Origin of the sequence: Veillonella denticariosi JCM 15641, from assembly GCF_002959855.1 — a bacterium.
In the GTDB taxonomy this organism is placed as follows: Bacteria; Bacillota; Negativicutes; order Veillonellales; family Veillonellaceae; genus Veillonella; species Veillonella denticariosi.
This window is the reverse complement of record NZ_PPDB01000003.1, coordinates 62,661-80,874: the sequence shown is the minus strand read 5'-3', so window position 1 is coordinate 80,874 and position 18,214 is coordinate 62,661. Positions and strand designations below refer to the sequence as shown.

Annotated in this window: 19 protein-coding genes; all 19 read left to right on the top strand. The window is 44.9% G+C overall.

Features of this window, described 5'->3' with window-relative positions; genetic code table 11:
- Positions 1-92 precede the first annotated feature (92 nt).
- The 19 genes from rpsD to VEHSUH05_RS02620 all read left to right on the top strand — a co-directional run bounded on the left by rpsD (position 93) and on the right by VEHSUH05_RS02620 (position 18,149).
- Positions 93-680: a 30S ribosomal protein S4 gene (gene rpsD / locus VEHSUH05_RS02715; RefSeq protein WP_008602541.1), complete on the top strand. Its 588-nt coding sequence runs from the start codon at positions 93-95 to the stop codon at positions 678-680.
- Positions 681-902: 222 nt separating this feature from the next.
- Complete coding sequence (rplM, locus tag VEHSUH05_RS02710) at positions 903-1,343, top strand: 50S ribosomal protein L13 (protein WP_105090671.1); 441 nt, start codon at positions 903-905, stop codon at positions 1,341-1,343.
- 20 nt (positions 1,344-1,363) lie between these two features.
- On the top strand, positions 1,364-1,756 hold the full coding sequence (gene rpsI / locus VEHSUH05_RS02705) for a 30S ribosomal protein S9 (protein ID WP_005377846.1): 393 nt from the start codon (positions 1,364-1,366) through the stop codon (positions 1,754-1,756).
- A gap of 385 nt (positions 1,757-2,141) precedes the next feature.
- Entirely contained in the window at positions 2,142-2,720 is a 579-nt protein-coding gene (locus tag VEHSUH05_RS02700) for a TMEM175 family protein (RefSeq protein WP_038125724.1), read from the top strand.
- Positions 2,721-3,041: 321 nt separating this feature from the next.
- Positions 3,042-3,833, top strand: coding sequence for a trans-2-decenoyl-ACP isomerase (fabM, locus tag VEHSUH05_RS02690; protein WP_105090670.1), 792 nt, complete (start codon positions 3,042-3,044; stop codon positions 3,831-3,833).
- A 171-nt stretch (positions 3,834-4,004) separates the two neighbouring features.
- The gene (pgl, locus tag VEHSUH05_RS02685) at positions 4,005-4,760 is read left to right on the top strand and encodes a 6-phosphogluconolactonase (protein WP_105090669.1); all 756 of its coding nucleotides are present in this window, start codon (positions 4,005-4,007) and stop codon (positions 4,758-4,760) included.
- 35 nt (positions 4,761-4,795) lie between these two features.
- The gene (locus tag VEHSUH05_RS02680) at positions 4,796-5,038 is read left to right on the top strand and encodes a Sec-independent protein translocase subunit TatA/TatB (protein WP_054674656.1); all 243 of its coding nucleotides are present in this window, start codon (positions 4,796-4,798) and stop codon (positions 5,036-5,038) included.
- Positions 5,039-5,049: 11 nt separating this feature from the next.
- Complete coding sequence (locus tag VEHSUH05_RS02675) at positions 5,050-5,358, top strand: heavy-metal-associated domain-containing protein (protein WP_038117867.1); 309 nt, start codon at positions 5,050-5,052, stop codon at positions 5,356-5,358.
- Positions 5,359-5,424: 66 nt separating this feature from the next.
- Positions 5,425-5,868, top strand: a complete 444-nt coding sequence (locus tag VEHSUH05_RS02670) for a cupin domain-containing protein (protein ID WP_105090668.1) — start codon at positions 5,425-5,427, stop codon at positions 5,866-5,868.
- A gap of 99 nt (positions 5,869-5,967) precedes the next feature.
- Positions 5,968-7,371: a DASS family sodium-coupled anion symporter gene (locus VEHSUH05_RS02665; RefSeq protein ID WP_105090667.1), complete on the top strand. Its 1,404-nt coding sequence runs from the start codon at positions 5,968-5,970 to the stop codon at positions 7,369-7,371.
- A gap of 526 nt (positions 7,372-7,897) precedes the next feature.
- Complete coding sequence (ilvD, locus tag VEHSUH05_RS02660; protein WP_105090666.1) at positions 7,898-9,568, top strand: dihydroxy-acid dehydratase; 1,671 nt, start codon at positions 7,898-7,900, stop codon at positions 9,566-9,568.
- A 47-nt stretch (positions 9,569-9,615) separates the two neighbouring features.
- Entirely contained in the window at positions 9,616-10,839 is a 1,224-nt protein-coding gene (gene ilvA, locus VEHSUH05_RS02655) for a threonine ammonia-lyase (protein WP_038117885.1), read from the top strand.
- Positions 10,840-10,857: 18 nt separating this feature from the next.
- Positions 10,858-12,567 carry a biosynthetic-type acetolactate synthase large subunit gene (ilvB, locus tag VEHSUH05_RS02650; RefSeq protein ID WP_105090665.1) on the top strand — a complete coding sequence of 570 codons (1,710 nt, stop codon included), beginning with the start codon at positions 10,858-10,860 and terminating at the stop codon, positions 12,565-12,567.
- The gene (gene ilvN, locus VEHSUH05_RS02645) at positions 12,567-13,055 is read left to right on the top strand and encodes an acetolactate synthase small subunit (protein ID WP_038117884.1); all 489 of its coding nucleotides are present in this window, start codon (positions 12,567-12,569) and stop codon (positions 13,053-13,055) included. Before ilvB ends, ilvN begins: the two co-directional genes overlap by 1 nt.
- An 11-nt stretch (positions 13,056-13,066) precedes the next feature.
- Complete coding sequence (locus tag VEHSUH05_RS02640) at positions 13,067-13,852, top strand: ABC transporter ATP-binding protein (protein ID WP_054674660.1); 786 nt, start codon at positions 13,067-13,069, stop codon at positions 13,850-13,852.
- A 137-nt stretch (positions 13,853-13,989) separates the two neighbouring features.
- A complete protein-coding gene (ilvC, locus tag VEHSUH05_RS02635; RefSeq protein ID WP_105090664.1) occupies positions 13,990-14,997 on the top strand; it encodes a ketol-acid reductoisomerase in 1,008 nt (335 codons plus the stop codon).
- Positions 14,998-15,150: 153 nt separating this feature from the next.
- Positions 15,151-15,612, top strand: a complete 462-nt coding sequence (locus VEHSUH05_RS02630; RefSeq protein ID WP_038117851.1) for a DUF3290 family protein — start codon at positions 15,151-15,153, stop codon at positions 15,610-15,612.
- A 12-nt stretch (positions 15,613-15,624) separates the two neighbouring features.
- Complete coding sequence (locus VEHSUH05_RS02625) at positions 15,625-16,335, top strand: DUF421 domain-containing protein (protein WP_105090663.1); 711 nt, start codon at positions 15,625-15,627, stop codon at positions 16,333-16,335.
- An 86-nt stretch (positions 16,336-16,421) separates the two neighbouring features.
- Positions 16,422-18,149 carry a radical SAM protein gene (locus VEHSUH05_RS02620; protein ID WP_105090662.1) on the top strand — a complete coding sequence of 576 codons (1,728 nt, stop codon included), beginning with the start codon at positions 16,422-16,424 and terminating at the stop codon, positions 18,147-18,149.
- Positions 18,150-18,214 lie beyond the last annotated feature (65 nt).

Below are 18,214 nucleotides of genomic sequence, written 5' to 3'. Positions count from 1 at the left end.
ATTGACATGGATAGGGGGAAGTGATATTATTTATAAGTACCTTTATGTGTAGGTACGGATTTTTTTTATTTAAACTATGAGGTGATAATCACATGGCAACGAGAAGAGAGGCTCGATTCAAACTTTGTCGTCGCTTTGGTGTGAACGTATTCGGTCACGCAAAAGCCTTGAATCGCGTCAAGAAAGACCAACGTCAGAAGAAAATGTCTGAGTATGGCACACAATTATTAGAAAAACAGAAAGTTAAAGCTTACTACAACTTGCTAGAACGCCAGTTCGTACGCTATTATGATAAAGCGAAAAAAATGCAAGGTGTTACAGGTCAAAATATGTTGATCCTTTTGGAACAACGCCTTGATAACCTTGTATATCGCATCGGTTTCGGTAACTCCATTCGTCAAGCTCGTCAAATGGTAAACCATGGCCACATCTTGGTAAACGGTCGTCGCGTAGACATTCCTTCCTTCTCCTGCAAACCAGGTGATGTAATCGAATTACGCGAAGCATCTCGTGACAACGAAATGTTCAAAACTAACTTCCAAGAGCTTCGTTCTTTCGAACTTCCTTACATTGAAAAAGACTTGGACGGCTTCAAAGCTACATTCACTCGTCTTCCTCAACGTGAAGAACTTCCTATCGAAGTTAACGAAACACTTATCGTCGAATTGTATTCGAAATAATTTGGCGCTATTTCCCGCAGTGCTATGCACTGCGGGTTTTTGTATGTTGTGTGTATTAAAAAATTAATTTGATGACAGCACATAACTGTTAAATTTTAATTGACACAGCCTTATAAAATCTGTATACTATTCGGGTAGGCTTATGTCGTGTTTCCATTAGCCCCGGAAGCGAGGACTAGCTGATTTTGGTAGAATTATGACGTTATTAGGAGGATAAGCAGCATGAAAACTACATTTATGGCCAATCCGAACACAATCGAACGGAAATGGTATGTTGTTGACGCTGAAGGTAAAACTTTAGGACGCCTTGCTGCCGAAGTTGCAAAAGTTCTTCGGGGCAAAAATAAACCAACTTTCACACCACACGTAGACACTGGTGACCATGTGATCGTTGTAAACGCTGAAAAAATTCGCGTAACTGGTAAAAAATTGGAACAAAAGGAATACTTCCGTCACTCTGGTTACCCAGGTGGTTCCCGTTTCACTAAATTGTCCATGATGCTTGAAAAACAACCTGAACGTGTTGTTGAAATGGCAGTTCGTGGTATGCTTCCAAAAAATAAATTGGGTGCACAACAATACCGTAAATTAAACGTATACGCTAGTTCTGAGCATCCACATGCAGCTCAAAAACCAGAAGTATTAGAAATTTCCGTACGATAATCTAGAGGGAGGAACATATAATGGCAGTAGCACAATATTACGGCACTGGTCGTAGAAAATCTTCCGTTGCTAGAGTTCGTCTGGTACCGGGCACAGGTAAAATCACTGTTAACAAACGTGAACTTAATGAATATTTCGGTCGCCAAACTTTGGAATTGATCGTAAAACAACCTTTGAACTTGACTAACACAGTTGAACAATACGATGTTATCGCAACTGTAGCTGGTGGCGGTCCTTCCGGTCAAGCTGGTGCAATTCGTCACGGTATCTCCCGTGCGTTATTGGACGTAGATGGCGAACTTCGTCAATCTTTGAAAAAAGCTGGCTTCTTGACTCGTGACCCACGTATGAAAGAACGTAAAAAATACGGTCTTAAAAAAGCTCGTAAAGCATCACAATTTAGTAAACGTTAAAACTTACTTACATTTATTGAAAGCATTTCGTATCAAAAATACGGAATGCTTTTTCTGTTCACCCCAAATTTTTGTAATTAGGTGATACTTGAAATTGATACAAATTTGATTGTTCTTGATAAATCTAAGCAACAATAAGTGATCAAGTGAAAAGGGAGAAAATTGAAAGAAAATGTATCTTTGATAGTAGGCATTTATTGTGAAATATGATATATTTATTAATTAGATGAATGAATATTTCTAAAATTAAATAAGATATGACAGATGCATGTTTTTTAGTGTATCTTGTTTGTACTCAAAGTATGAAATGAATATCTATTATTTAAGATTAATAAATATTATACGATGAGATAGAATGCTACAAAATGAAAGGCGATGTAATCTGATGAAGAAAGATAGATTAATTGCATTGACAGATGCGGTTCTAGCAATTATAATGACTATCCTAATCTTAGAATTAGAAAAACCAACGACACCAAGTCTTCAAGCTTTTTGGGATTTACGGCAAAATTTCTTTGCTTATTTTCTTTCCTTTTTCTGGTTGGGATCGTTATGGATGGCACTAAACAAATTATGGGAAAAGGTTGAGAGAATTTCTCAAGAAGTTGTTTGGTGGAATTTGTATCTTTTATTTTTTGTTTCGTTTATGCCCTATGCTACTGGAATAGTTAGTAGTCATTTCATGAATCATACGGCACAGCTCTTTTATGGACTGATCGTTATTGTTTCAACGGTAGGAAACTGGTTTTTACATAAAGCAATTGATAAACCCAATATAGATCAGAAAGAATTACTTGAAGCTACCGCACAATATAGAAAGTTCTTGATACCTGACCTAATAATTAAAGGAGTGGGATTGATTCTATCCGCAATTGTCTATCCTCCGATTATGATGTATAGTGTTTTAATTGCGGCATTTTACGTCATAACTTTAAAAACACTATCTGAAAAAAAGAGTGGATAACTAAGCTGTTTTTAACTAAACTGAAACCCATACTTATCAAATACGGTCTTAAAAAAGCCCGCAAAGCAAGCCAATTCTCCAAACGTTAATATTTGGACAACAGGTCATTACACCTGCAGACAATGTCTGCAGGTGTTTTTGCATTATAGACTGTTTATAGCTTAGGTCTTATTTTTAGTTTATGGCGTATACGATTACCGTATTGTTTTGAATTTATTGGGTTATATAATTCTATCATTTACAGGGACATTTAATTCTCCTATAATAGATATATAATAATCGAATTTTTTCGAAAATAGATTTTCATATAGGAGAACTCATATGATTTATAATACAATTCAATACGTAGTGGACAACGGCATTGGTACGTTGACATTTAATCGGCCTACAGTGGCGAATGGTTTTAATATCGAGATGTGCAAGGAGATCCTTGAGGTTTTAGATAACGCACATAATGATGAAAGTGTTCGTGCTTTGCTCATCAATGCTGAAGGTAAGGTATTCTCTGCTGGTGGCGATTTAACAGAAATGGAACGGGCTGTAAATGATGGTGATACAGAGTCTTTATTTGAAATTGTTGAACTAGTAGCTCAAATTTCTATGGCTATGAAACGATTACCTAAACCTGTTATCATGAGCCTTCAAGGCGCTGCAGCAGGTGCTGCCTTCAATATGGCTTTGGCGGCGGACTTTGTTGTAGCTGCTAATAACGTACGTTTTATTCAAGCCTTTGTAAACGTTGGCCTTGCTCCTGATGCGGGCGGTTTATTCCTACTAACTCGTTCTATTGGTATGAACCGTGCTATGCATATCGTTATGACCGGTGAAGCCGTATCTGCTGAAAAAGGTAAGGAACTTGGCTTTGTGTATAAGGTTTGTGAACTAGAGGATCTAGAGACCGCTACAAGACGCCTTGTTGAGAAGTTGGCAAAAGGACCTGCACAATCTTACCGTGTTATGAAGGAAATGATGTGGAATAGCTTCTTAGCGGGGTGGGAAGAGTACAAGAAGTTTGAGGTAGAAAACCAATGTGCATTAGGTCTTTCAGAGGACTTCAAAGAAGGTGTACGTGCTTTCACAGAGCGTCGCCGTCCTAAATTTGGTCACAATTAATATGGCTTTATGAATATATGGAATGGAATTTCCTGTAATTCATAAGAAGATATGAATATAATTAGAACCGATGTGGCTCCAACTATTGAGTTACATCGGTTTTTTCTTTCATTACACCGAAAAAGTGTATATAATAGAACTATTGAAATAGTTTTAGGAGGTCCATATTAGATGGCTCAAGATACAATTAAGTGTTATGACAGTCCTGATGATGTCGTGAATGCTATGGTGGAGGATTTTATCGCTTTCACCAATGAGGAAATCGCCCGTACCGAGACTTGTGTCGTGGGGATTACAGGGGGAACGGTGGTAAACGGATTATTGGAAATGCTCAATTCTCCGGAGTATATCGATCGTTTGAACTGGGAGCGGGTATTCTTTGTATGGACGGATGAACGTTTTTTACCGCAATCTCATGAGGATAATTACTATAATCGCGTAAAGCCTTATCTATTGTGCAAAGCTCGTGGTGCGGCTCATTTTCTGCCGATTAACACGGAATCCAAGACCGTCGTGGAGGCGGCCGGGGAATATGAGAAAGAGGTTCAGACGGTTCTCAAGGCGTGCAAGAAAGGCGGTCTTGATCTGGCGATTCTCGACCTCGGTGAAGACGGTCATACGGCCGGGTTATTTGCGGGGTCTCATGCATTGCGTATAACGGATCACGATGTGGTGGCCGTTGAGGACGGCAAGGTATGGGAACGTATTTCCATGACATTCTCGTTTCTTGCTAAAACTGATGCGGTATGGTTTACTGTGACCGGTGAAAGCAAGAAGGCGGCTTTAACAAAGGTGTTGTACCAGCGTGAGGACTACGAAGATACGGCCTGGGACAAGCGCATCGGTCGCGTGTTGCCGGGGGCGGTACTTTCACAGGAAGATATGACCTGGTATGTGGACAAAGCCGCTTATGATGATGTACACTAAAGAGTGTAGTATAAGTAGAAACAAAGGAGATACATATGGGGTCTATAGGAACACCTGAATTAATAGTTATATTAGTGATTGCTCTAGTTATCTTCGGACCTGGAAAATTACCTGAAGTGGGTAAAGCTATCGGTAAAGGCATCAATGAGTTTAAAGATGCCATATCGGGGCCTAAAAAAGCTGTAGACGAAACGAAGGAAGCCGTTAAAAAAGCGACGACCATCGATGTGACGGCAGGGGCCAAAAACAATGATAAACATAAGGAAACTGAAGATTAGGAGGTATCACTATGTGTAAAGATTGTGGTTGCGGCGAAGATAATGGCGTTGTTACAAAGGTATTTACCGTACCGGGCATGATGTGCAGTAATTGTAAAGAAACTGTAGAAGGTGCATCGTTAGGATTACCGGGCGTATTGAGTGCGGAGGTGGATTTGCCGGAAAAAACGGCGACCGTATCTTTTGATCCGGCTAAGGTATCTGTTGAGACGATTACAACGGCCATCGAAAAGACGGGCTTTGAAGTGGCATCCGTCGCGGACGGTGTACATAAGCATAGTCATGGTTTGATGGGTACATTGAAACGTCTTTTTAAATAATCGGACTTATGGAGCTGTATTGAAACATTGTTTCGATGCAGCCCTTTTTTGTAATGAGGTGATAGGATGATACGCAAGTTTGATGCGCGAAATTTCAAGTGGGATGGCGTAGATACTTTGGTATACAAGCAGGACGGCAGTCCTTTTAAGGATGTGACGCGACAGGTCCTCTATGACGGTGCTTACGATATTCCTTGTCAATTCCGCTATTTTGAATGTCTGCCCGGCGGTTATTCCACATTGGAGTATCATGAACATACTCATATGGTCATGATATTTAGGGGAAAGGGGCAGCTGTTACTGGGGGATGACATTCATGATGTTGAGTCCGGTGATTTCATCGAAATTCCGGGCAATACGATTCATCAGTTCCGCGCGAATAAGGGGGATTATGTCGGATTTCTCTGCCTCGTGAATAAAGATCGGGATAAGGTGAAGTTGTTATCGCCGGAACAGATGGATGAGCTGCAGCGGAATCCTAAAATCAAAGCTTTTTTAGAAAGTTGCTGATAAGGTATGGCGGTTATGTGTGATGATCGCCTTATAATTAATTGTAATTGTAATTGAACGTGTGCTGTTAATGGGTGTGCAGATTTAGGGGGAGGTCCTATGAATACATGGATACGAGCGGCCTTGACATTTTTGGTGGGGCTCATTATTTGGTTCTTGCCTCATACGGAGGCGATTAAGCCGGAAGGCTGGCATTTATTAGCTATTTTTACGGCTACGATTGTAGGCTTTATTTTACGGCCCTGGCCGACGGGTATTATGGCTCTGTTCGGTATCGTAGCGGCGGTGGCGACACAGTCCATTACCATGGTACAGGCTCTCGGCGGTTATGCGGAGACCAATGTATGGCTCATCGTGGCAGCCGTATTCTTCTCGCGGGGCATTATTAATTCAGGACTCGGTAGGCGCATTGCGTACACCTTGATCAGGGCCTTCGGCACCAGCTCTTTGAAACTGGCCTATGCTCTGGCGTGTACCGATTTGATTATTTCGCCGGCGACGCCGTCCAATACGGCACGGGGCGGCGGTATTATATTTCCGATTGTACAGAATATTTCTCTTGCCTTCGGTTCCGAACCGCATGGCCCTACGTCTCGACGTATCGGTGCGTACCTGATGACGACGGCACATACGATTAACACCATTACGGTCACGATATTCCTGACCGCCTGTAGCGGCAACTTGTTGATTACATCATTAGGTGCGAAGCTGTTCGGCTACGATATTTCGTGGTGGGAATGGTTTCAGGCCGGCGTAATTCCGGGCGTTATCTGTATGATTCTGATGCCGTGGTTCATATACAAGATTTATCCGCCTGAAATCAGGGAAACCCCTGAAGCGGCCGCGATGGCTCAAAAGGAACTGGATGCTCTCGGGCCTGTTACGAAAGCTGAGATTTCCGTGGCTATTATCTTTGTGCTTTGTATCTTGCTTTGGGCCACTGCTATTTGGACTAAGCTTCATCCGACAGTTGTCGCGATGATGGGGGTATTGGCTTGCGTTGTAACGGGATCCCTTACATGGGAGGATATCCTAGGTGAACGCACCGGTTGGGATATCCTCATCTGGATGGGTACCCTTGTAGGCATGGCCGGACTTCTCGGTAAACTTGGCGTAGTGGCCGTTTTTGCCGACTTTGTCAGTCAGCATTTAGCAGGTTTTGACTGGTTCTGGGCATCCTTCATTATTTCCGCAACCTTCGTGTATTCTCAGTACTTCTTTGCTAGCGGCACGGCCCGTATTACGGCACTATTCTCCGCCTTTGCGGCGATTCTGGTCGCGATGGGGGCACCGATTCCGTTCACCATCTTGCTGTTCGGTTTGATGAACAGTCCGGGCTGTACGTTGACCCATTATAGCTCCGGTGTCACGCCGATTTTCTTCGGCTCCGGCTATGTGCCGCAAGGTACGTGGTGGCGCGTAGGCCTCGCCATATCTGTTGTGAGCTTTTTGATTCACTTCTGGGGCGGCACGTTCGGCATGTGGCTTTTCGGTATTTTATAATGTATATGATCCCTCGCTACGGCGGGGGATTATTTCGTTACATGGTTTAATGGGGAAAAGATTAATTTTGAGATAGATTTTTTCTATACCCAACCCTCATAAATTTTTATGATGTTTTCCCGTATTAGACTAATGTTTATCTTGCATAGCACAATGTAACGTGATATTATAATTTCATATTACAGATTATTTCAGGAGGAAACATGTTAGGTTTAGTCATTAGCTTGTTGATTATCGCGCTCGTCGTGATTATTAAAAACATTCGAATTATGAACAACAACTTAACACGTTTTTGTCTTAGAAGTTCCGCGAATGGTTTAATATACAATCAATAAGATTTGGCTATATGGTTTGTTTCTTATATGTATATTTTCCAAGGGATACATAGGCTTATCTATGTATCCGGGAATTCTGTAAACAAGAGAAATATCATTTGTAAACTTTTAAGGCGATTCATAGGAATCGTCTTTTTTATTTTGTGAAAGCCGTCCAAGTGGATACTTTCAAAGGAAACGAGGAGATCATCATGAGTTGTAGAAGTGACAATTTGAAAACGGGCGTGGCACGTGCACCACATAGATCGTTATTGAAGGCATTGGGCTTTGTTGACGAGGAAATGGGCAGACCCGTTATCGGTATTGCGAATTCTTTCAACGAAATTATTCCAGGTCACGTAGGACTCAAAAATATTGTGCAAGCCGTAAAGGACGGCATCCGAAACGCAGGCGGTGTTCCGATTGAGTTCAATACAATCGGTATTTGTGACGGTCTTGCGATGAACCATATCGGCATGAAATACTCCTTGGTGACTCGTAATATCATCGCGGACTCTATCGAGGCCACTGCGATGGCGACGCCGTTCGATGCGATGGTATTCATTCCGAACTGCGATAAGGTCGTACCGGGTATGTTAATCGCTGCGGCACGACTCAATATTCCATCCGTATTTGTATCCGGCGGCGCTATGTTGGCCGGCGTACATAAAGGCAAGAAAATTGGCTTATCCGATGTATTTGAAGCGGTCGGTAAGCATCAAACCGGTGAAATGGACGATGCGGAACTGCAGGATATCGAAAACAGCGCATGTCCTACGTGCGGATCCTGCTCCGGTATGTACACAGCTAACACGATGAACTGTTTGACGGAAGCCCTCGGCATGGGGCTTCCCGGTAACGGAACCATTCCTGCCGTATACTCCGAACGTTTACGTTTGGCGAAACTGGCAGGCATGCAGGCGGTAAAGGTTCTCAAGGAAAACCTCCGTCCGAAGGATATCATGACTCGTGAAGCCTTTGAAAATGCGGTAGCCCTCGATATGGCTTTGGGCGGCTCGTCCAATACGGCGCTTCATTTGCCGGCTATCGCACACGAAGCGGGTGTAGAGTTAACCTTGGATGACTTTGACCGCATTGCTCAAATCACACCGCAATTATCTAAATTGTCTCCGTCCGGCGTTTACTTTATCGAGGATCTGTATGCGGCCGGCGGCGTATCCGCTGTACTGAAACGCTTAGCGGAAAACGGTCGACTTCATAAGGATTGCAAGACCGTAGCCCTAAAAACGCAAGGTGAAATCGCAAAGGCGGCTCATGTCGTTGATGAAGATGTTATCCATCCGTGGAATAATCCTGTACATGAAACCGGCGGCATCGCGGTGCTTAAAGGAAATCTTGCGGTAGACGGCTCCGTTGTAAAAGCAGGCGCTGTCGATGCGGATATGCTCGTTCACTCCGGCCCTGCCAAGGTGTTCAATAGCGAAGAAGAAGCGGTTGAAGCGATTACGGGCGGTAAAATCGTAAAGGGTGATATCGTTGTTATCCGCTATGAAGGGCCTAAAGGCGGTCCGGGCATGCGGGAAATGTTGACGCCTACATCGATGATCGCCGGTATGGGCCTCGATAAAGATGTGGCGTTGTTGACTGACGGCCGCTTCTCCGGTGCTACACGCGGCGCTTCTATCGGTCACGTATCTCCGGAAGCCGCTGCAGGCGGTACCATCGCCATCGTTGAAGACGGGGATATCATCAATATCGATATTCCGAACGGTACATTGGAACTTGCTGTGTCCGACGAAGAAATCGCTCGTCGTAAAGCGGCGTTGAAATCTTTCAAATCGAATGTGACCGGATATCTTAAGAAATATGCGCTTCATGTATCCTCCGCCGCACAAGGTGCTATTGAGGTATTTGAAGATTAAGAATAGTATAGTTGGATTTAATGTCCCTGATGGGTGAAGGTGTATTCATGCGTAAATTATATGATTTTATGGAAGCTCGGGAACGGTTAAACACGATTACCGTAAAAACAAAATTGCTCCATAGCGATGTGTTTTCGGACGAGTGCGGCAATGATGTATATATCAAGCCGGAAAACTTGCAGATAACGGGCTCCTTTAAGGTCCGCGGAGCCTATAATAAGATTGCTAAATTGACGGAAGAGGAAAAGGCTCGCGGTGTCATTGCCGCATCCGCCGGCAATCACGCACAAGGGGTGGCTCTGGCTGCTAAACGCCTCGGCATCAAGGCGACTATCGTTATGCCGAAACATACACCTCTTATCAAGGTCAATGCGACAAAGCAATATGGTGCGGAGGTTGTACTGTCCGGTGAAATTTATGATGAAGCGTATCAGAAAGCGATGGAACTACAAAAGGAGCACGGATATGTATTCGTTCATCCCTTTGATGATGAAGATGTAATCGAAGGACAGGGAACCATTGCTCTCGAAGTTCTGGATGAACTGCCCGATGCGGATATTTTGTTAGTGCCCGTCGGAGGGGGCGGCATCGTGTCCGGCATTGCGGCGGCGGCGAAGCTGAAAAATCCTCGGATCAAGATCATCGGCGTGGAGCCGGAAGGCGCCGCCAGTGCTTTGGCTGCTTTGAAAGCGGATCATCCGGTGCCTCTCGACGAAGTGGCGACGATTGCGGACGGTACGGCGGTGCGATTGATCGGTGAAACCACATTGGAATACATCAAGAAATATGTAGATGATATCGTTACCGTCTCTGACTATGAATTGATGGAAGCCTTTTTGTTGCTTGTTGAAAAACATAAATTGGTGGCTGAAAACTCCGGTATTTTACCTTTGGCGGGCCTAAAAAAATTGGACTGCCGCGGTAAAAAGGTGGTCGCTATCGTCAGCGGCGGCAATATCGACGTGCTGACGATTTCATCCATGATCAATAAAGGACTTGTGCTGCGGGGCCGTATCTTTACATTCTCTGTAAACCTTCCGGATAAACCGGGGCAGCTGGTGGCCGTTTCTGAAATGCTTGCCGATGCAGATGCGAACGTAATCAAGCTTGATCATAATCAGTTTAAGAATCTGGACCGCTTTCACGAGGTGGAATTACAGGTGACTGTTGAAACTAACGGAGAAGAACATATTCAAAGTATTATTGAAACTTTTAAAAAGAATGGTTACACCATTAAGCGTTTAAATTCCAGTGAAATTCTATCCGAATAGCTGGTTGAAAGGGTTCCTATGAGTGCAGAAACAATCAATGGGGCACGAATTGTCCTAGAAACACTACATCGCCTCGGCGTAACCGATATGTTCGGGTATCCGGGCGGTGCCGTTATTCCAATTTATGATGAAATTTATAGCTTCCCTGAAATCAAACATTATTTTGTGCGTCATGAACAGGGGGCGGCTCATGCGGCTGACGGCTATGCGCGTGTATCAGGGAAAATAGGTGTATGTCTCGCTACATCCGGACCGGGCGCGACGAATCTTGTGACGGGTATCATGACCGCTTATATGGATTCCGTACCGATGGTGGCCATTACCGGTCAGGTCGGCCGTCCGTTTATCGGTAAAGATTCGTTTCAGGAAGCGGATATCCAGGGGATTACGATGCCGATTACAAAGCATAATTACCTCGTTCAGGATATTCACGACCTGCCCCGCATCATCAAGGAAGCGTACTTTATAGCGGGTACAGGTCGTCCGGGGCCTGTATTAATCGATATTCCGAAGGATATTCAGACGGAAACGATATCCTTGGCTGAATACAATAAATTGTATGAGGTTCCGATCAGTCTGGAAGGATATGATCCTACCTATAAGGGCCATCAGGGCCAGATTAAAAAGGCGGCAACGCTTATTAAAAATGCGAAACGGCCTTTGATCATCGCCGGTGCCGGTATTTTGAAAGCTAACGCCATGGCGGAGCTGAAGGAATTGGCGGAAACGGCACAGATTCCCGTTACCAACACACTGGTAGGTATAGGCGGTTTCCCGGGAAATCACGAACTGGCGCTCGGCATGGTAGGAATGCACGGCTCCGTTGCGGCCAATAATTGTACGGATGAGGCGGACCTCGTCATTGCGGCGGGTATCAGATTCCATGACCGCATTACGGGTCATCCTGATTTCTTCTGCAAAAAGGCGAAGATTATTCACATCGATATCGACCCTGCGGAAATTGATAAGAACGTTGCCATCGATGTGCCTATTGTAGGCGATTTAAAACATGTATTATCCGACCTCAATGCATTGGTGGAGCCGGTGACACACGAACCGTGGCTGGCGCAGATTCGTGAATGGCAGGAGGAATATCCGATGGTGGTGCCCGAGCCTGACAAGGATGAATTACATCCTCAGTATGTGTTGTCGGAGCTCAACAAAATTATCAATGATGATGCCGTCATCGTGACAGATGTAGGACAGCATCAAATGTGGGCGGCTCAGTTCTTAACTCATAAATCTCCTCATACGATCGTGACATCGGGTGGTGCGGGTACCATGGGTTACGGCTTGCCGGCTGCCATAGGTGCTCAAGTGGGGGCCCCTGATAAGCAGGTTATCCTCGTCGTAGGTGACGGCGGATTTCAAATGACCTTCGAGGAACTCATGATGGTACGTCAATATAATCTGCCGATTAAAATCGTCATCATCAACAACGGTTATCTCGGTATGGTTCGTCAATGGCAGGAAATCTTTAATGACCGTCGTTATTCCTATGTTGATCTGGAGGTGAGTCCGGACTTCCTGAAACTGGCGGATGCCTTCGGTTTGAAAGCTAACCGTCTTGATACCGTAGAGGCTCTCGATAAGAACTTTAAGCGATATATTACATCTCCGGGCAGCATCATTCTGGACTGTCGCGTGTCCCGCGAGGATAATGTATTGCCGATGATTCCGGCCGGCGGCACCGTGAGCGGTATGATGGGCAAGAAAGGGGTGCTATGATGGTAAAAGAACATCAGGTCTTAGTCATTGCGAAGAATACGCCCGGCATCGGGACGCGTATTCTGGCACTCTTTAATCGTCGCGGATTTAACGTTACGAAGATGACATCCGGTGTGACGAATACGCCGGGATATGCGCGGATTACGCTTACCGTCGAGGCGGATGATCGCATACTGGATCAAGTGCAGAAACAGATTTATAAACTCATCGATGTTGTTAAGGTCAAGGTCTTTGAGGACCATGATGTAGTCTGTCGCGAACTGATGCTTATCAAGGTGAAAGCGACAGCATCCACACGGTCTCAAATCGTTCAGATTGCCGATGTATATCGCGGCAATGTGCTCGATATTTCTCCGACGTCCATGATTATCGAGGTCATCGGCAGTGAAGAAAAGTTACGCGGTTTTATCCAGATCATGGAGACCTACGGTATCCTTGAAATCGCTAAAACCGGTATTACCGCTATGAGTCGTGGAGAAAAGATTTAGGAGATGATACTGTGGGTGATGAATTACTCCATTATGAAAACGTCTGTTTTCGGCGTGACGGCAGGCCGATTTTAGACGATGTCAATTGGCATGTGGAGTCCGGTGAAAACTGGGCCCTGCTCGGACTGAACGGGGCCGGTAAATCGACGATGCTCAACATGATACCGGCGTATCAGATTCCTACGACGGGAACGCTTCGCGTATTCGGACACGAATTCGGCAAATATGCGTGGCCGAAAATCAAGGCGCGTCTCGGCTTCGTCAGTTCCGTATTGGGACAGTTTCAATCGACACTGGACAAACAAAAGGTGGAAGACGTCATCATTTCCGGTGCTTTCAGCAGTATCGGTATTTACCGGACGGTGGATGACATGACTCGTGCAAAGGGTATGCGGTTACTCGAGGAATTCGGCCTCGCCTATCTGGAGGGGCATCGGTTTCATACCCTGTCCGCCGGTGAGCAGCGACGTGTTTTATTGGCGCGGGCTATCATGGCCGACCCGGACTTGCTCATTTTGGATGAGCCTTGTGCAGGTCTTGATTTACCGGCTCGGGAGAAATTTCTGCGAACCGTGGAGTCCCTCGTAGAGGAGCAGCACACGCCGATTGTCTACGTTTCACATCAGATTGAGGAAATATTGCCCGTAATTACGCATGTGGCGATTTTGCAGGAGGGCAGAATCATTCGTGCGGGCCCGAAACAGGATGTCCTGACGGACTCCGTTTTGTCAGACGTATTCGGCATGACCGTACAGGTCGTGTGGGAGCGGGACCGTCCGTGGGTTATCGTGCAATAGTTATTGCGTTTTATCATGGGATATTCATATTGTCCTTTGATAATGAACAAATGTACTCCACGGCTTATGTATATATGTAAGCTCGTGTACAGTATATATTACATATTCTATTTGAATATCATTGGAGGTTGTCTAACATGGCAGGTAAAATTTTAGGTACTACAGTTTATTATGATGCGGATTGTAATTTGAGCAAATTGGAAGGCAAAAAAATTACAGTTTTAGGTTACGGTTCTCAAGGTCATGCGCATGCATTGAACTTGAAAGAAAACGGCATGGATGTGACAATCGGACTTCGCGGCGGATCTTCCAGCTGGAAAGCGGCTGAAGAAGCAGGTCTTACCGTAAAAGAAACGGCGGAAGCTGTTAAGGGTGCGGACATCGTTATGGTATTGATTCCGGACGAATTGCAGGCAGATGTTTATGCTAAGGATATCGCTCCTAATTTGAAGAAAGGCGCATACTTGGCATTTGCTCACGGTTTCAACATTCACTTCGGTAAAATCGTTCCTCGTGAAGACGTAAATGTATTCATGGTGGCGCCTAAAGGCCCTGGCCATTTAGTTCGTCGTACATACCAAGAAGGCTCCGGCGTTCCTTGCTTGTACGCAGTAGAAAAAGACCCGTCCGGCGACACTGAAGAAGTTGCCTTGGCATGGGCATCCGGTATCGGCGGCGGTCGTTCCGGTATCTTGGAAACAAACTTTAAATCCGAAACGGAAACCGACCTTTTCGGTGAACAAGCTGTATTGTGCGGCGGCATAACAGAATTGATCAAAACAGGCTTTGAAGTATTGACTGAAGCCGGATATGAACCTGTAAATGCGTACTTTGAATGCCTGCATGAAATGAAATTGATCGTCGATCTTATCTACGAAGGCGGCTTCCAAAAGATGCGCCATTCCATTTCCAACACTGCTGAATACGGTGACTACTATGCAGGTCCTCGCGTAATCACTGCAGATACTAAGAAAGCTATGGAACAAATCCTGACGGATATTCAATCCGGTAAATTTGCCGATGAATTCTTGGCGGATTCCAAGAACGGTCAGAAATTCCTTAAAGAACATCGTGAAGCGGCTGCTAATCATCCAATCGAACCGGTTGGTGCGGAACTTCGCAACTTGATGAGCTGGTTAAAATAATACTTATAAAGTGTATCACAGAAAGAACAGCCTTTCGGGGCTGTTCTTTTTTGTAAAATAATGGCTGTGACAATATCTTTATCAATATCTTTATATCGAAAAATTTAATGTGTTGTATGGTATAATAAATTATATTTGAAAGGAGCGAATTATATGGATTTTTATACTGTTTCCTATGTGGAGAGCCAAATTACAACGGGAAATATGTGGCTGTTTATCAGTTTCTTAGTTGTTTTGCTGGGCCTACTGATTGTTGGTATTCAAGTCATGCGTAACGGTTTTACGAGTCGCTATCGTGATTTGACGGTTATCTTATCTCTTATTGTGGTCTTTTTTCTCGGCATGGAGTATCAGGAATACGGACGCATGAGATCCAATTCGGAGGATTCATCGCGGATGCTTACGTTTTTGAATGCTTTCAGCAATGATCGATCCGTACCGCGTGATCAGTTGGCGGTCAATTCCTTAAAGGTACGTAACGGCATGATTTTAAAGGTCAGTGATGCGTATTATGAGGTGCAGTTTAATCCTGAATATACGACCTATACTATTACGCGCGTATATACGGTGAATCCGACGGATCGGATTCATGACAAGGATGAAGTACTACCTTAAGGAGGAGTGTATATGACAGAATCTATGATCATCTATGGCATGATTTTTGCAAAACTCGCCATCGGTCTCTTAGCGATTATCTTACAGATTAACTTGATGGGGAAAGGTAACCTGGCACCTACATCCGCACTGGATCAGTTACAAAATTACGTTCTGGGCGGTATTATAGGCGCAATTATTTATAACGACCAAATCGGTATTTTACAGTTTATGCTCGTTCTTATTTTGTGGACTATTCTGGTTATGACCCTTAAATTTCTGAAAGGGAATCTACGATTTTTTAAAACTGTTTTGGACGGTCATCCGGTAATCGTTATCGAAAAGGGTGTCGTTCTTACAGAGGAATGCATGCGCTACGGTATTCAGGCGGCGGAACTGAAGCTTAAATTGCGCGGGGCGGGCAGCCAATATGTAAAGGATGTCAAACGGGCTGTACTTGAACAGAACGGTGCCCTTACCGTCGTTCAATACGGAGAAGATAATATCCGATTTGACCTCATCAATGACGGTCAGATTAATACTTTCACATTGGACCTTATCGAAAAAGATAAGGAATGGCTCGAACAGGAAGTAAAGAACAAAGGTTATACCGTTAAGGAGATTTACATTGCCGAATATATAGATGGTGAGGTTGTTCTTTATCCGTATGAAAAGAAACATCGTCCTCGATTGGTGCAGAAGGTCAGTGATAAAGTCAGTGACAAGGTAAGCCATATAAAATAGTTGAAATTAATTAAATACAGGGTTATGTGATAAAACATAATGTATTGAATTGTTTTTTGCAGTGAATTCGTATAGAAAGGATTGTAGTGAATCGTAAGGATTTAATCGATCGATTACAACAACTCCATAGAGATGAGGACAGTCGCGTGACGATTAACCCTCATGCATCGCAGAAGGTGGTCATCGTTTACCCGAACACGTATTATGTGGGCATGAGTAATTTGGGGCTTCATATTATTTATGAAGAAATAAATCTACGTCCTGACAGCGTGTGTGAGCGGATTTTTCTGCCTGAGAAAAAGGAATTGGATGCATATGATAAGACCAAAACGCCGCTTATGAGCATCGAAACCCGGCGCGCCATGCATCAGTTCGATGTGGTCGCCTTCGATGTGACCTTTGAGATGGACTATTTCCATATTCCTCTGATGCTGCGCCACGGACGCGTGCCTGTGATAAGTCGCGACAGAACTGAATTCGATCCCATTGTTATCGCCGGCGGACCTTGTGCAACCTTTAACCCTGAACCTTTTGCGGACTTTATCGATGCCTGTATTATCGGTGAAGGGGAGGGCGTTGTTACCTCCGTATTGGATCGTATTCGGGAGGGACGCAATCGTGGTGAAAGCAGGGAACAGGTCATAGCATCTCTGGCGAATATCGACGGTGTGTATGTGCCTGTGCTCTATACGCCGCGGTATGATGAGAAAAATCGCTTTACGGGCTATGATATTTCCGGTGATGCGCCGAAGCGTATACGTCGTCACTTCGGGCCGTTGACGAGCGGCGGAGAGACGGTGGTGGCGACGAATTATACGGAGTTCGGTGCCATGTACATTATCGAAGTGGCTCGCGGCTGTGGACGTCATTGCCGGTTCTGTATGGCCGGTTACTGTTTCAGAGTGCCTCGTGTACGTTCCTTGGAGGTTCTGAAAGAAGGTGTCGACAGGGCGGAGCAGCTCGGTAAGAAAGTAGGCCTTATGGGGGCCGCCATCTCCGATTATCCTGAGGTGGATGATTTGGTGACCTATATTCGTTCAAAGGATATGCGCTACTCCTGTGCATCCTTGCGGGCCGATTCGTTGACACAAGCCGTTGTGGACGGACTTGCGGACAGCGGTCAAAAGACGATTACCATCGCACCGGAAACGGGCAGTGAACGCTTGCGTCGCGTTATCAACAAGGGTATCAGCGAGGAGCATTTACGAAATGCCGCCACCTTGTCCGCCAAATCAGGCATTCAACATATGCGACTGTATATCATGATCGGTTTGCCGACGGAAACGGATGAAGATATCGATGCCATCATCAGCCTTGCGGAGCGCACCCAGGCGCATATGGCCGAAGTGGGCTGTAAAGGACGGTTGACCTTGAGCATCAATCCGTTTATACCGAAGCCGTTTACACCGTTTCAATGGATGGCGATGGCTCATCAGAAAGATGTGGAACGGAAGTTGCAATACATAAAAAAATCACTGCAGAAGAATCGCCGCATCGAGGTTCTCGTAGAATCGCCGAAGGAAGCCTATATTCAAGGTGTGCTTGCTCGCGGAGACCGACGCTTAGGCGCCGTCATCGCCGCCTGTGCGGCAGATAGGGGCAGCAAATCCTTTAAGGCGGAGATGAGAGCGGCCGGCCTCGATATGGATGATATGAATTATCGGGAACGCAGCTTTGATGAATGCCTGCCGTGGAGCCATCTCGACATGGGCTTACGGGACGGATATCTGGAGATGGAATGGAAACGGTCTCTTGATGAAGCCTATACGCCTCCGTGTGCGGACGGCTGTAAGCGCTGCGGTGTATGTGAATAACTTTAGGGATGTAACTTTGTATATGTAAATGGCTTAGTACATATTGATAATCCTGTATAGAAAGG

Bases quoted from the DNA above. Each gene is read 5' to 3' on its own strand.
- rpsD (WP_008602541.1), top strand. From the start codon at position 93: ATGGCAACGAGAAGAGAGGCTCGATTCAAACTTTGTCGTCGCTTTGGT.
- rplM (WP_105090671.1), top strand. From the start codon at position 903: ATGAAAACTACATTTATGGCCAATCCGAACACAATCGAACGGAAATGG.
- rpsI (WP_005377846.1), top strand. From the start codon at position 1,364: ATGGCAGTAGCACAATATTACGGCACTGGTCGTAGAAAATCTTCCGTT.
- VEHSUH05_RS02700 (WP_038125724.1), top strand. From the start codon at position 2,142: ATGAAGAAAGATAGATTAATTGCATTGACAGATGCGGTTCTAGCAATT.
- fabM (WP_105090670.1), top strand. From the start codon at position 3,042: ATGATTTATAATACAATTCAATACGTAGTGGACAACGGCATTGGTACG.
- pgl (WP_105090669.1), top strand. From the start codon at position 4,005: ATGGCTCAAGATACAATTAAGTGTTATGACAGTCCTGATGATGTCGTG.
- VEHSUH05_RS02680 (WP_054674656.1), top strand. From the start codon at position 4,796: ATGGGGTCTATAGGAACACCTGAATTAATAGTTATATTAGTGATTGCT.
- VEHSUH05_RS02675 (WP_038117867.1), top strand. From the start codon at position 5,050: ATGTGTAAAGATTGTGGTTGCGGCGAAGATAATGGCGTTGTTACAAAG.
- VEHSUH05_RS02670 (WP_105090668.1), top strand. From the start codon at position 5,425: ATGATACGCAAGTTTGATGCGCGAAATTTCAAGTGGGATGGCGTAGAT.
- VEHSUH05_RS02665 (WP_105090667.1), top strand. From the start codon at position 5,968: ATGAATACATGGATACGAGCGGCCTTGACATTTTTGGTGGGGCTCATT.
- ilvD (WP_105090666.1), top strand. From the start codon at position 7,898: ATGAGTTGTAGAAGTGACAATTTGAAAACGGGCGTGGCACGTGCACCA.
- ilvA (WP_038117885.1), top strand. From the start codon at position 9,616: ATGCGTAAATTATATGATTTTATGGAAGCTCGGGAACGGTTAAACACG.
- ilvB (WP_105090665.1), top strand. From the start codon at position 10,858: ATGAGTGCAGAAACAATCAATGGGGCACGAATTGTCCTAGAAACACTA.
- ilvN (WP_038117884.1), top strand. From the start codon at position 12,567: ATGGTAAAAGAACATCAGGTCTTAGTCATTGCGAAGAATACGCCCGGC.
- ilvC (WP_105090664.1), top strand. From the start codon at position 13,990: ATGGCAGGTAAAATTTTAGGTACTACAGTTTATTATGATGCGGATTGT.
- VEHSUH05_RS02630 (WP_038117851.1), top strand. From the start codon at position 15,151: ATGGATTTTTATACTGTTTCCTATGTGGAGAGCCAAATTACAACGGGA.
- VEHSUH05_RS02625 (WP_105090663.1), top strand. From the start codon at position 15,625: ATGACAGAATCTATGATCATCTATGGCATGATTTTTGCAAAACTCGCC.